Here is a 14,120-nt window from a genome sequence, read left to right as displayed (position 1 = left end):
ATGAAGGTCATATTATTACAGGATGTTAAAAGCCTTGGAAAGAAAGGCGCAATGGTAGAGGTAAATGAGGGTTACGCAAGAAATTTCATCATTCCTAAGAAGCTCGGCATGGAGGCAACTCCAAAGAATATGAATGATTTCAAGCTCCGCAAGGCTCATGAGGAAAAGGTGGCAGCAGAGAATCTTGCTGATGCCAAGGCACTTGCGGCAGAGCTTGAGAAGGCTTCAGTAACTGTTAAGATTAAGGTTGGAGAGGGCGGAAGAACATTTGGCTCAGTATCCACAAAGGAGATCTCAGATGCCATCAAGAGCCAGCTCGGCAAGGATATAGACAAGAAGAAGATCGTTATGAAGGACTCCATCAAGGCGTTAGGAAGCTTTTCAGTGAAGGTCAAACTTCACCCTGAGGTTCAGGCAGAGCTTGCTGTAAAGGTCGAGGAAGCATAAGGAGTATAGATAAAACATGGAAGATGCATTTGCAAGAAAAAAGCTTCCCTACAATCTGGATGCCGAGAAGTCTGTTATTGGTTCCATGCTCATGGACAGAGACGCCATAGTGGAGGCGTCCGATATGCTGACCAAGGAGGATTTTTACTACGGTCAGTATGGAATATTGTTCGAGAATATGGTAGAGCTGTTCAAGGAGGGTAAGGCGGTCGATTTGGTAACCCTGAAGAACAAGCTTGAGGAGAACAATGTACCTGATGAGGTCATAAGCACCAAATCCATAGCGGAGATATTGGAGACGGTTCCGACATCGGTGAATGCCAAGCATTACGCAGAGATCGTGGCGGACAAATCCATACTCAGGAAGATGATAAAGCTGTGCGAGGAAGTGGAGAAGGATTGTTATCTTGATTCGGAGGGAGTTGAACAGCTTCTTGAACAGGCCGAGAGTGGTGTGTTCAATCTGATAAAGGAGAGGAACGGCTCCAGCAAATTTGTGGGGATCGACAGGATCGTCATGAACGTTATCGAGCAGATAGAGGAGGCTTCCAGAAAGAACACAAGAGTAACAGGTATCCCTACGGGATTCATAGATCTGGACAATATGCTCACCGGTCTCCATGGATCGGAGTTTATACTGGTGGCTGCTAGACCTGCCATGGGTAAGACGGCATTTGTTCTTAATATTGCCCACCATGTTGCCGTGCGCAAGGGAATTGCCACTGCGATATTCAACCTGGAGATGAGCAAGGAGCAGCTTGTAACGCGTATGATAGCCATGGATTCCCTGGTTGATTCCCAGAAGGTACAGACGGGACAGTTGGCTGAGGACGACTGGGATCAGGTGCTTGCCAGTGCGGAGAGTATAGCTGCCGCACCGCTGTACATAGAGGATAGTTCAGCACTCACCATATCCGAGCTGAGATCAAAATGCAGACAGCTCAAGAGCAAGAACAATCTTGGACTCATCATCATCGACTACCTGCAGCTTATGAGCACGACGGGACGAGTTGAGTCGCGACAGCAGTTCGTATCTGATATGTCAAGATCGTTGAAGATGCTTGCCAGGGAGCTGGATGTGCCTATCATAGCGCTGTCACAGCTTAACCGAGAGGTTGATAAGAGACCGGATCACAAGCCTGTGCTTGCGGATCTCCGAGAGTCGGGATCTATCGAGCAGGATGCCGATGTGGTTATGTTCATATACAGAGATGATTATTACAATCCTGATACCGACAAGAAGGGTATCTCGGAGATAATCATAGCTAAACAGAGAAAAGGTGCCACCGGATCTGTGGATCTGGTATGGCTGCAGGAATACACGAAGTTTGCCAACAAAGAGCACTAAATATATTATGTTTTATAAGGAGAATTGAAAATGGTAGTTGAACCAAGAGTTAAAGATTTTATTTGTACAACAGCTCACCCGGTGGGATGCGCACAGAATGTAAAGAATCAGATCGAGTATGTCAAGTCAAAGGGAACAGTTAAGAGCGATAACGCACCTAAGAAGGTTCTGGTGATCGGAGCGTCAACAGGATACGGACTTGCATCACGTATCGCAGTTGCATTTGGCTATGGCGCAGATACCCTCGGCGTTATGTTTGAGAAGGAGTCAAATGGACGCCGTACAGCAACCGCTGGCTTCTACAACAACAGAGCATTTGAGGAGGAGGCTCACAAGGCCGGACTCTATGCAAAGTCCATCAATGGCGACGCGTTCTCAGTCGAGATCAAGGAGCAGGTCATCGAGACCATCAAGGCAGACATGGGCAAGATAGACATGATCGTATACAGCCTGGCAGCGCCTAGAAGAACAACTCCAGATGGAACAAAGTACACATCAGTACTCAAGACGGTTGGTGAGGAGTACACCAACAAGACACTTGTACTCAAGGACAACACCATCACAGATGCACATATAACAGCAGCAAATGATGACGAGATCAATGCCACCATCAAGGTAATGGGCGGTGAGGACTGGATCGACTGGATGCAGGCACTCTCAGATGCCGGAGTTCTGGCAGATAACGTGATCACAGTTGCATACTCATACATAGGACCAAAGATCACATTCCCTATCTACGCTGAGGGATCGATCGGACAGGCAAAGAAGGATCTGTACAAGTCAGCAGACATTATAAATGAAAAGTTCCCTAACATAAAGGCGAAGATAGCCATCAACAAGGCTCTTGTCACACAGTCAAGTGCAGCTATCCCTATCGTACCTCTGTATATCACACTTCTCTACAAAGTTATGAAAGAGAAGGGACTCCACGAGGGATGCATAGAGCAGATGCAGAGACTGTTCATGGATAAGATCCTGGATGACACCCAGGTGGACGACAACGGATTCATCCGTATGGACGACTGGGAGATGAGAGATGATGTTCAGGAAGTTGTTGCTGAGCACTGGGATACAGTCAACAATGACAATGTCAAGGATATAGCAGACATCGATGGATATTGGGAGGATTTCTACAACATGTTCGGTTTCAAGATCGACGGTGTGGATTACTCAGCAGATGTTGATATCATGTAATATTCATGGGTAGTTTCAATATATAAATACTACAAATGCCCCACAGATTCATAGAATTTGCGGGGCATTTCGGTAAGCGCTTTTTTGGTGTGCCTGACCCATTATTTTCGCAAGGAGGAAGACGGTATATGTACAAATATTTATTATTTGATCTTGATGGAACCATCACCAAGTCTGAGGAAGGAATATTCAACTGTATAAAATACGCTCTGGACTGGGCTGGGATTCCATATCCTGAATACAGAGTATTCAGAAGCTTTATAGGGCCGTCCCTGTATGATTCTTTTGTGAGAGAATTCGACATGGATGATGCAAGGGCAAAGGAGATGGTGGCCAAGTACAGAGAGAGATACAACGTGGTAGGTCTCTTCGAGGCTGAGGTGTACGACGGAGTGGCAGACACCCTGCGTGCCCTTAAGGAGAAGGGCTGCATACTCTCAGTTGCAACCAGCAAGCCGACAGAGCCGACACTCCGTATCCTTGAGAAGTTCGGTGTGGGAAAATATTTTGACGTTGTAGTTGGAAGTAATCCCGACGGAACAGGATCAGACAAGAAGCACATCATATCCCAGGTCCTTGAAAGCCTCAAGAAAGATCACGGACTGACAGAAGATATAATAAAATCAAACCAGGTTGTGATGATAGGCGACAGACGCTACGATATAGAAGGTGGCAAAGCCTGCGGCCTCCAGACCATAGGAGTCCTCTACGGCTACGGCAGCAGAGAAGAATTCGAAGCAGTCGGCGCAGACAACATAGTAGAGACACCGGAGGAAATCCTGAATCTGTAGATAGAAAGGTAGCTTATAGTTTATAGATGTTTGTGTTGATATATATTTTTTATTAAATATCTATGATTATTTTTGTGGGATGACACTCTGGGGAACTGAATAAAAGAAAAACAGGTAAGAGTCGATATCTATAATATAGTGTGGTGTATAAAATATATTTTTCAGCGAAATATGTCAGGAACATGATCTGAAAAGTATATATCCAACAAGACCAGGATGCCATACTCCCTGGGAATATAAAATTGGGTCTCTATATATGTAAGTCGAGCGTGATTACATATATAGAGACCCAATTTCTGTCCCTGGAGAGTATGTCATCCGTCCGTTCGTCATATCATCTCCTGACATTTGAGATATACCCGAAGAACGCTCCGATGATCCCCCCGATAATGTGGGTGAGATTCGACACATTGTCCTTCACAAACACTCCGTCAGCCACCTGTCCGCCGATATAAAGCACTGCAACAAGTATGAAGGTGAGCGGTATGGAGCCGTCCTTTATACATGCAAAAGAAGACAGAAGAATGTATGCGAATACCACTCCGCTGGCGCCGAGCAATGCTGTACCAGGGAAGAATATAAAATGCACGATTCCTGTCACCAGTGCGGTGGTGATGGTTACGATGAGCAGATCCTTTGAGCCGTATTTTTCCTCAAGTAGTGGGCCGATCACAAGCAGCAGCGTCATGTTGTTGATAAGGTGACTCCAGCTTGCGTGACCAAACACATGGGCAAACATGCGGATGTAGGTTAAAGGATCGGTGAGAGGGGCTCTGTATACTTCAAATAGAAGAAAGTTACTTTTGCCGCCTGTGAGGATATTCAGGAGATAAGCTCCCAGACAAATGAGTGCAAATGTAAGTACCACAGGTGAGTTAAAGGATATTCTTAATATGGTTTTGGATTTTGTCTTTGACATGGATCGGTTCCCCTCTTATTCATATAGTATAGAAAAATATTACCAGCGGTCATCCGCTGGTAATATTTTTTTAAGCGTCATAATCTGGCATATCGTTAAAGTACATCTTGTAGAAGTTGGTACTCTGTTCGAGAACCCTCATGGTTGATGGAAGCGGTACGGCGATGAGGTCGTTGAACTCATACTCTCCGGCTGCTGAATCAATCACATGTCCCATCTGAGTCTCATTATGTGTGTAATCGGCGTTGAAACCGCCGTATTTATTGCCACGGGCATCAAGACGTATCCACTTCTTGAGATCCGGGTGATATACCGCATTAAGTGCATGCATAGCCATAAGTCCGCCCTTGTGCTTGATACGGATATAGCAGAATCCTGTATATAAGTTGTTGGCACGAAGCAGTGCTGCCAGCAAATTGGCCTTTGAATAGCTGATGCCCGTGCTGGCTTCCAGTACATCGGAAGCGCTGATAGTTATTACTGAAAAGTTGCTGTCATATGTGTGAGAAATCCTATCCCGGACAAAATAGTAACATGCCTGTATGATCTCATCACTGCTCTTGCAATCTGCAGCAAGTTCCTTTGCCTTTGCAGCGACGATAGGATTGTCATAATTTACATACTTGTCGTATTGCAAATATGCTGAATCCTTATTTCTCTGAATTAGTTGCATTGTGTCATCTCTCCTTTATTACTTGGAATATGTAGAACTTCAGATAATAAGATTCATCTGCAGCCCATAATATTGGGTGATCAGGAGCCTGTGTGCGGAACTCTACCTGGCGAAGTCTTACATGTGAATTCATGGCGGCCTGTTTTATGGTCTTGGTAAATAACTCGAAATCCATAAAATGTGAACATGAACAAGTTGCAAGGAATCCACCATCCCTTACGAGTTTCATAGCACGCAGATTAATCTCGCGATAGCCTTTGACTGCGTTCTTTATTGAATTTCTTGATTTTGTGAATGCCGGCGGGTCAAGTATGACAACGTCAAACTGTTCGCCTTTTGATTCCAGTTCAGGAAGAAGATCAAATACATCTCTGCACTCAAAAGAGACAGTGCTCTCCAATCCGTTGAGCGCTGCATTTTCTCTGGCCTGGGCAATAGCAAGTTCTGAAGCGTCTACTCCCAAAACGCTGGAAGCACCGGCTATGCCTGCGTTTAGAGCAAAGGAGCCTGTGTGTGTAAAGCAATCAAGAACCTTTGCATCTTTACATATTCTCTGAATAGCAAGACGATTATACTTCTGATCCAGAAAGAATCCGGTCTTCTGACCGTCTTTCACATCAACAATATATCGAACGCCATTTTCATTTATATGAACCTTTGTGTTAAATTCGTCACCAATAAACCCTTTGTAGGTATCCATCCCCTCGTGTTTTCTGACTTTTGCATCGCTTCGTTCATAAACACCCTCGATTATTATACCATCATTTTTAAGTATATTTTTTAAAATATTTATTAACAAATTTTTAACTTTGTCGATGCCGAGTGCCAGTGATTCGACAACAAGCACGTTTTCAAACTTGTCAATGACGATTCCCGGCAGAAAATCAGCCTCGCCAAATACGACACGGCAGCTACTGGTGTCGACGGTTTTCTTGCGGTAATCCCATGCATCCTGAAGTCTCTTTGTGAAGAATGCCTCGTCGATCTCGGTGTCCACATGTCTTGTGAGCATGCGGATGAAGATCTTGGAGTTGGTATTTATGAATCCTTTGCCGAGTGGATAACCGTCGAAGTCCTTTACTATGACGATGTCGCCGTTCTCAAAGCTGCCGACTATGGTGTCGACCTCATTGTCAAATATCCATGCTCCGCCGGACTTCAGAAGTCGTCCCTCTCCCTTTTTTAATGTAACAATAGCTCCCATAATATATGTATCCTTTCTCTGTACTGCCGTTGGCAGACATTTTTCGTTGTCTGTTTTTGAATTTTGCGGATTTATTTTACCATATGTAGACAAATAATCCAAGATGGGGCAGCTTAACACATTTGTAACAAAAAACTTGTAAAAAAGTTATACTTGTAAAAAATATGTAACACGTGTATACTACGAGCGTAGCAGAATGCACACAAACATCAGATTCCCTGCGGAAACTGATGCTTAATAAAAAGGAGGACAGTAAAGATGTCTACAATGAAGACTAATATTGCAAAGAGAGAAAAGAGCCTGATGGCGGCAAAAGTTATAGGCAGTCTTATGGCGATTGCTGTATTGGCTATTGTGATTTTTTCTACAAATGTGGTGACACAGGCAGATGAGATGGGAGCTGACGGCACGGCAGTTCTGGCCACAGCATCAGATGTAGTTCAGAGTGGAGTGATACAGGATGAGGATGGTTACTTCAGATATTATGTTAATGGTGAAGTGCAGAAAACTGCAGGCTGGATAGATGCCGATGATGGCACCAGATATCTTATAGATGAAAATGGCGTGGCAGCTATGAAGTTTACACGTTCTGGCGATACCATCAAGATATACAGATTCAGCGCTGATTCAAAGGACTGGACGATCTGCAAGAACGAGTGGCAGACAGTGGATAACGTTCTCTATTATCTGAACAATTCCGGACTGTGTGAAAAGATATACGATAATAGCAGCAAGAAGGCAAAGTCACTGAGCAGCGGCAAGCTTGTCCAGGTGAAGAACCAGATGCTTATTCTCAACGATGGCAGAACATATTATTTCAATTCAAATGGTGACAAGGTCACAAAGGGCGGTTGGTATCATATAAATTATGACAATATGGTATTTGTAACAGGCGGTGGATCCCACTATGTAAAGGAGAGGATCTACAAGGCATCAGGCATTTTCAGAAAGTATTCATTTAACGATTCAAAGAAGAGCTGGGATATGAACAAGAACCTGTGGAAGAATACAGGCAGAAAGCTGATGTATTTTGATGGATCAGGCACATGTACCATTCTGTATGATCAGGCATCGAATATATTGTACAGATACATATCAAGCAGCAAGTCATACAAGAGAGTCTCAAATGTGATCGACAAGCTCAACGGAAGCAGATACTACTTCTATGATGCAAATGGAAACAGACGTACATCATCAGGATGGAAGAAGGTAAATGGAAGTACCGCTTACTACGTATGTGACGGCGGATATGTTACCTCAAGATATACAGATCAGAAGGGGACAAAGAAGGTATACGACTTTGATTACTCGAAGAACACATGGGTGCAGAAGAAAAATATGTGGAAGACTGTCTACCGCAGCAGATATTATTTCGGCTCTAAAGGCGTAGCCACAATGAGCTATAACAACAGCACCAAGAAGGCATACAAGTTTACAGGCAGAAAGTGGAAGCCTGCAAAGAAGCTCATAATGAAGATCGGAAATGCCAATTACTATTTCAACAGCGCTGCAAAGCGAGTTGTAAAGGCTGGAAAGTATAAGACAGCCGATGGCTACATAGCATATGTCAACAGAAGAGGCGTTGTATATAAGAGAGAGTACGATCTCTCGGTCAAGAGATATTACACTATCGATCTTGGTAAGGGCAGAAAGACAAGAGTATATGGATATTATGATATAGGCGCGGCAAACAGACTGAGTAAGATGGTCAACCAGCATCGTGCAGAAAATGGACTTTCAAGCCTTAAGGTGTCAACATCTCTGACAGAGACCGCTACCACAAGAGCAAAGGAGATAAGCAACAAGTACAGCCATTACAGACCAAATGGAACACTGTGTCTCAACTCCATGTACGAGTTGTACGGAGAGAATCTTGCATGTGGTTTCAGTGGTGGAGATCTCGTATTCAGAGCATGGTCCAAGTCGACCGCACATGACAGCAATATGCTGAATACTACATACAAGACCATGGGCGTTGCAGTATTTGTGGCTCTCAAAAATGATAAACAGGGATATAAGAGATATTATGTCCTTACATTTGGTAAGTAATTTTAATTAGGAAATTAGTGGAAAATAAGACTGTTAAATCCCTCAAATTAAATTGAATTATATGGAGAAATAGAGTACCATACATAGTATAAGGCAAATAGTCGGATATAGAATTTGGCTAGTTTGGGAATGGAGATTGTGTGTGGGTTTCATATATTCGTCTTTAAATAGAGGTGCCGGCGAGAGTGTGGCACTATTTGACAATAGAATAGCCAGGATGCTTCCTTTTGTCACGGGAAAGGCATATTTTGACCTCAGGAATTATGATGCCCAGACTGGAGAATTCGGAGTATATATTGAATGGGATGGTGAGCTTGAGGCAGTGCTTGGATATTCACTGCCGGCGGGAGGATATTTCGTCAAAGCAACCACACTGCAGGCGTACAGATTCCACAGGCTCGACAGTGGATTGCCGGTATATATGAAGTTGATAGCGCAGAATGGCAGACTGTATCCTTACAGGACATATGTCATGATGGACGGCAGACCTTTCAGTGTGGAATTCGGCGGTGGAGTTCTGATCCCTTTTGAGGACAGATACGAAGAGCTTGGATGCGAAGCTGCGAAACAGACTGTGGATACTGGAAGCCGGAAGCTTTTGATGGGAAGTCAGAGTGGAATGACAGGAAGCCAGCGTTTTCAGTGGAATGGCAGCCGGATGAGACAGTTATTCGGTAGTCAGGGAGGCTTCAGATACCTGGCGGGTAGCCAGTATAGAATGATAGGAAGTCAGCGGTTCCGGTGGAATGGCAGTCAGATGAGACTGCTGTTTGGAAGTCAGGGAGGCTTCAGATACCTGGCGGGAAGCCAGTACAGAGTGTTTGGCAGCCAGCGTATGTTGTTGGGTAGCCAGAGAATATTGTCAGGAAGCCAATATAGAATATTTGGCAGCCAGCGGATAAAAAATATGCCGATGGTGCTTGAAAGTGACACACAGCAGCCACAGGACAGTATGGATTCAATCAGAACAAGCCAGGAGCTGATGGTTGAGTTCCCTCAGGAGTGGCAGCTTATCAACAGAAGCAGAAGACCGACCAGCCGGATTGGTGGCAATGCTAAGTTTGGATATGGACTGGATCTGATCTAGTACATGACCGGATCTTGGAGGATATATGAAGGATATAGAGGGATTCCACATATTGTGGACTGCTCCTTATTTTGAGAAAAGTAAAGATGACACTTACAGCATGCAGGATTATGAGCTTTTGACCATGATCCTGTCTGCTCTTATGTGGAGAAAAATGAATGGCCCTATCACACTTTACGGTGATGCAAGGGCCATTGATTATGTTGAGGGACAGGGATTGTCGCATATATGGAATGGCGGTATAAAAGAGATACAGGTTCCTGACAGCATATCCCCGGGAGTGTTCTGGGCTGCGGGCAAGCTGTATGCGCTTAAGGCGGCGCATATGCCGGCGGTCATGGTGGATCTGGACCTTATAGTGTGGAAGAATATAGGGGAATACATAGCGGGGACGGATATTTGTGCAATACACAGAGAAGGAATATATCCGGATGTATATCCCGGCAGGGACTTCTTCAATATGGACAGTTCGTACAGCTTTGATCCCCTGTGGAGCTGGGATGTTCCGCCGGTAAATACCTGTATGCTATATATGGCTAAGGAGCAATTTAAGAACTATTATGTGGACAGCTCCATACAATTTATGGAGAATTGTAGGGAGACTGAGGAAAATCTGTGCCACATGGTATTTGCGGAGCAGAGACTGCTTGCGATGTGTGCTGCGAGAAAGGGAAAGATCATTGCTTCATTTTTTCCTGAGGCGGCGGATATAGAGAGACAGGATGTGTTCACACATTTGTGGGGATATAAGAATATTCTGAAGTTTAACTATGGGAAAAGGGTTGAGTTTAACGGACGTCTCTGCGAGCGGATAGAGCGGGAGTTTCCGGAAGAGGCGGATGTTATAAGGGAGTTACATGTTTGTAGATAAAGTGCTGAAGAAGATACCCAGGGAGATATACATATATATACTGTGGGGAATTGTCGTGGGAGCGGTAAATCTTGGCTCCGCCTGGATATTTATGTACAAATGCGGGATAGAACCTGTCAGGGCCAACTTCCTGGCATGGATACTGTACAATTTTGTGTCATTCATAACAAATAGAAAATCGGTGTTCCACACTGTCGCAGAGACTGCGTGGGAGTTCATAAAAGAACTGGTGTCATTCTACGTGAGCAGGGTGTTCACACTGGTGGTGGAGGAGGGCCTGATTTATATACTGGTTGACAGGCTTCACCTGTGGGCGATGGGCATAAAGACGTTCACATCAGTGCTGGTGATATTCCTCAATTATTATATAAGCAAGAAGTTTATATTCAGAAAGATAAAGGAAAAACTGTAAGAGATATGTATAAATGCGAATGTTTATCGAAATTTTATAGAAAAACATGGACACAATTACTTCCAAACATTTGACAGTTGGAGTATAATTGAATGGTTAAATATGTATAAAAAGCAGAATAAGTAATGCAAGGAGATAAGTATGAAGAAGAGAGTAGTAATAACAGGCATAGGAGCCATAACTCCAGTCGGCAATACAGTTGACGAGTATTGGGATTCACTTAAGGAAGGAAAGCATGGCTTCGGACCTATTACACAGTTTGACGCTTCAGCATACAAGTGCAAGCTTGTCGGCGAGGTTAAGAACTTTGTAGCAAAGGACTACATTGATCCAAAGTCTGCAAGACGTATGGCTAGATTCACACAGTTTGCTGTGAAGGCAACCCAGGAGGCTATGGCAGATTCAGGACTTGATATGACAAAGGAAGATGCTTACAGAGTTGGTACATGTATTGGTTCAGGTGTTGGTTCACTTCAGGAGCTTGAGAACGCATATGGAACCATACTTACAAAGGGACCACTTCGTGTAAGTCCATTCGTAGTTCCTATGATGATCAGCAACATCGCAGCAGGTAACGTTGCGATCCAGTTTGGTCTCAAGGGCAAGAGTATAGATGTTGTAACAGCATGTGCTTCAGGAACAAACAGTATCGGTGAGGCATTCAGAACGATCCAGTACGGAGACACTGATGTCATGGTAGCCGGCGGATGTGAGGCAGCAGTTACACCTATCGGTATATCAACATTTGATTCACTTACAGCACTTACATCATCAACAGATCCAGACAGATGTTCTATTCCATTTGATAAGGACAGAAGCGGATTCGTTCTCGGTGAGGGTGCAGGTATTGTTATTCTTGAGGAGCTTGAGCACGCAAAGGCAAGAGGTGCAAAGATCTACGCAGAGCTTTCAGGTTACGGATGTTCAAGTGATGCACACCACATCACAGCACCTGAGGAGTCAGGTGAGGGACCAGCAGTTGCCATGACCAATGCGGTTAAGGATGCAGGACTTCCACTTGATGCGGTTCAGTACATCAATGCTCATGGTACAAGCACACATCTGAACGATCTTGTTGAGACACGTGCTATCAAGAAGGCATTTGGCGATCACGCAAAGGACATCAAGATCAATTCAACAAAGTCTATGACAGGACATCTTCTCGGTGCAGCAGGAGCCATCGAGTGTATTGCCTGTGTCAAGAGTATAGAGGAAGGTTATATCCACAGAACAAGAGGCCTTGTGGAGAGCGAGGAGGAGCTTGATCTGGATTATTGTAAGGAGCCATGCGAGATGGACGTTGATGTTGCGATCAGCAACTCACTTGGATTTGGCGGACACAATGCATGTATCGTCTTACAGAAGTATAAGGAGCAGTAAATATTATGTTATTTATCAAAAAAAAGGCAAAGGATGCCGAGATAATTGCAGCAAAGGCTGCAGAGGAGGCAAAGGCTGCTGAGGGAATTCAGGAAGCACCAAAGGTGGAGCTTGTAAAGTGCCCTAAGTGCGGAAGAGAAGTTGAGAAGGAAAGAGTGAAGAACGCAAAGTACATTTGTTATGAGTGCGGTTCTTACTTCAGAGTTAAGACCAAGAACAGAATAAGAATGGTCACAGATCCAAAGTCATTTGAGCCATGGTTTGAGGATATGCCAAGCTCAAATCCTCTTGGAACAGAGGGCTATGAGGATAAGGTTGCGGCTGCACAGGCCAAGACAAACCTCAAGGAGGCTGTTACTATAGGAAAGGCAACCATCAATGGTGAGCCTGCTGTAGTTGGTGTATGTGATGCAAGATTCCTCATGAGCAGCATGGGATATGTTGTGGGTGAGAAGATTGCCAGAGCTGTCGAGAAGGCTACAGAGGAGAAGCTTCCGGTATTCATGTTCTGCTGTTCAGGCGGTGCACGTATGCAGGAGGGAATTATTTCTCTGATGCAGATGGCCAAGACATCCGCTGCATTCAAGAAACATTCTGATGCAGGACTTCTGTATGTATCTATTCTTACAGATCCTACAACAGGTGGTGTTACAGCCAGCTTTGCAATGCTTGGAGATATTATCCTTGGAGAGCCAGGTGCGCTCGTAGGATTTGCAGGACCACGAGTTATCAAGCAGACTATTGGTCAGGAGCTTCCAGAGGGCTTCCAGAGATCAGAGTTCCTTGTTGAGCATGGTATCATAGATGGCATAATCACAAGAGACAAGATGAAGGACACAATGTATGATCTCATCGTCACACATAAGCAGAGACAGGGCTATGCTAACTTTGACAGTGCTGTTGAAGATGAGAAATTTGACATAAGCGAGATCCTCAAGGAGAGACTCAAGGATGACGAGCCTAAGACTCCGTGGGAGAAGCTCAGAGGTGCTCGTCAGATGAGCAGACCTTCAGGTTTCGACTATGTGAAGTATATATGCGATGATTTCCGTGAGATCCACGGAGATAGAACCATGAATGATGACAGAGCCATTGTGGGTGGTATCGGTCATATAGATGGACAGCCTGTAACAGTTATATCACAGGTCAAGGGAGCTTCCATGGCAGAGTGCATGGAGAGAAACTTTGGTATGCCTCTTCCTGATGGCTACAGAAAGGCTCTTCGTCTGATGAAGCAGGCTGAGAAGTTCGGCAGACCTATCATTACATTTGTAAATACACCGGGTGCGTTCTGTGGACTTGAGGCTGAGGAGCGAGGAATGGGTGAAGCCATAGCGAGAAATCTCTATGAGATGTCATCACTCAAGGTTCCTGTACTCTGTATCCTTATCGGAGAAGGCGGAAGCGGTGGAGCACTTGCCCTTGCAGTCGGCAATGAGGTATGGATGCTTGAGAATGCGACATACTCAATCCTTTCACCTGAGGGATATGCGTCTATCCTCTGGAAGGACAGCAACAGAGCTGAGGAGGCTGCAGAAGTTATGCAGATTACAGCGCAGGATCTCAAGAGACTGAACGTTATCGAGCAGGTCGTACCTGAGTACGGCGGAGCAGATGAGCAGTCAGTTCCATATATAGGCAAGTACCTTAAGATGAACATTAAGGAATTCCTCAAGAAGTATTCAGACAAGACTCCTGAGGAGATCGCACAGGACAGATACGACAGATTCAGAAATCTGTAGATC

13 protein-coding genes are annotated in these 14,120 nt (G+C 44.6%); 10 read left to right on the top strand and 3 right to left on the bottom strand.

The genetic code is table 11. The features are described 5' to 3' along the window. The 4 genes from rplI to AB5150_RS13840 all read left to right on the top strand — a co-directional run bounded on the left by rplI (position 1) and on the right by AB5150_RS13840 (position 3,780). Positions 1–447, top strand: a complete 447-nt coding sequence (rplI, locus tag AB5150_RS13855; protein ID WP_015534512.1) for a 50S ribosomal protein L9 — start codon at positions 1–3, stop codon at positions 445–447. A 16-nt stretch (positions 448–463) separates the two neighbouring features. Beyond that, complete coding sequence (gene dnaB, locus AB5150_RS13850) at positions 464–1,795, top strand: replicative DNA helicase (protein WP_015534513.1); 1,332 nt, start codon at positions 464–466, stop codon at positions 1,793–1,795. A gap of 30 nt (positions 1,796–1,825) precedes the next feature. Then, complete coding sequence (gene fabV / locus AB5150_RS13845) at positions 1,826–2,989, top strand: enoyl-ACP reductase FabV (protein WP_015534514.1); 1,164 nt, start codon at positions 1,826–1,828, stop codon at positions 2,987–2,989. Between the two features lie 128 nt (positions 2,990–3,117). Continuing rightward, on the top strand, positions 3,118–3,780 hold the full coding sequence (locus tag AB5150_RS13840) for an HAD hydrolase-like protein (protein ID WP_055272058.1): 663 nt from the start codon (positions 3,118–3,120) through the stop codon (positions 3,778–3,780). 334 nt (positions 3,781–4,114) lie between these two features. Here the strand turns inward: AB5150_RS13840 and AB5150_RS13835 are convergent, their stop codons facing one another. The 3 genes from AB5150_RS13835 to AB5150_RS13825 all read right to left on the bottom strand — a co-directional run bounded on the left by AB5150_RS13835 (position 4,115) and on the right by AB5150_RS13825 (position 6,576). Next, positions 4,115–4,699 carry a rhomboid family intramembrane serine protease gene (locus AB5150_RS13835; RefSeq protein WP_015534516.1) on the bottom strand — a complete coding sequence of 195 codons (585 nt, stop codon included), beginning with the start codon at positions 4,697–4,699 and terminating at the stop codon, positions 4,115–4,117. Positions 4,700–4,769: 70 nt separating this feature from the next. Further along, positions 4,770–5,372, bottom strand: a complete 603-nt coding sequence (locus AB5150_RS13830; protein WP_015534517.1) for a transglutaminase family protein — start codon at positions 5,370–5,372, stop codon at positions 4,770–4,772. A 4-nt stretch (positions 5,373–5,376) separates the two neighbouring features. Beyond that, positions 5,377–6,576 carry a class I SAM-dependent rRNA methyltransferase gene (locus AB5150_RS13825; RefSeq protein WP_022215990.1) on the bottom strand — a complete coding sequence of 400 codons (1,200 nt, stop codon included), beginning with the start codon at positions 6,574–6,576 and terminating at the stop codon, positions 5,377–5,379. Positions 6,577–6,834: 258 nt separating this feature from the next. Between AB5150_RS13825 and AB5150_RS13820 the strand changes: the two genes are divergently transcribed. The 6 genes from AB5150_RS13820 (at position 6,835) to AB5150_RS13795 (ending at position 14,117) form a co-directional block, all read left to right on the top strand. Next, complete coding sequence (locus tag AB5150_RS13820; protein ID WP_055222326.1) at positions 6,835–8,625, top strand: CAP domain-containing protein; 1,791 nt, start codon at positions 6,835–6,837, stop codon at positions 8,623–8,625. Positions 8,626–8,767: 142 nt separating this feature from the next. After that, a complete protein-coding gene (locus AB5150_RS13815; protein ID WP_208896152.1) occupies positions 8,768–9,712 on the top strand; it encodes a hypothetical protein in 945 nt (314 codons plus the stop codon). A 25-nt stretch (positions 9,713–9,737) separates the two neighbouring features. Then, on the top strand, positions 9,738–10,583 hold the full coding sequence (locus tag AB5150_RS13810; protein ID WP_015534520.1) for a DUF6734 family protein: 846 nt from the start codon (positions 9,738–9,740) through the stop codon (positions 10,581–10,583). Next, positions 10,570–10,995, top strand: coding sequence for a GtrA family protein (locus AB5150_RS13805; RefSeq protein WP_015534521.1), 426 nt, complete (start codon positions 10,570–10,572; stop codon positions 10,993–10,995). The genes AB5150_RS13810 and AB5150_RS13805 overlap by 14 nt, the downstream gene beginning before the upstream one ends. 141 nt (positions 10,996–11,136) lie before the next feature. After that, complete coding sequence (fabF, locus tag AB5150_RS13800; RefSeq protein ID WP_055222324.1) at positions 11,137–12,375, top strand: beta-ketoacyl-ACP synthase II; 1,239 nt, start codon at positions 11,137–11,139, stop codon at positions 12,373–12,375. Between the two features lie 5 nt (positions 12,376–12,380). Then, the gene (locus AB5150_RS13795; RefSeq protein ID WP_015534523.1) at positions 12,381–14,117 is read left to right on the top strand and encodes an acetyl-CoA carboxylase carboxyl transferase subunit; all 1,737 of its coding nucleotides are present in this window, start codon (positions 12,381–12,383) and stop codon (positions 14,115–14,117) included. Positions 14,118–14,120: the final 3 nt, after the last annotated feature.

This window comes from Coprococcus sp. RTP21281st1_F1_RTP21281_210402, assembly GCF_040915325.1.
Taxonomy (GTDB): Bacteria; Bacillota; Clostridia; order Lachnospirales; family Lachnospiraceae; genus Coprococcus; species Coprococcus aceti.
The sequence above is the reverse complement of the archived record's forward strand: the minus strand, read 5'-3'. Positions and strand labels throughout refer to the sequence as shown.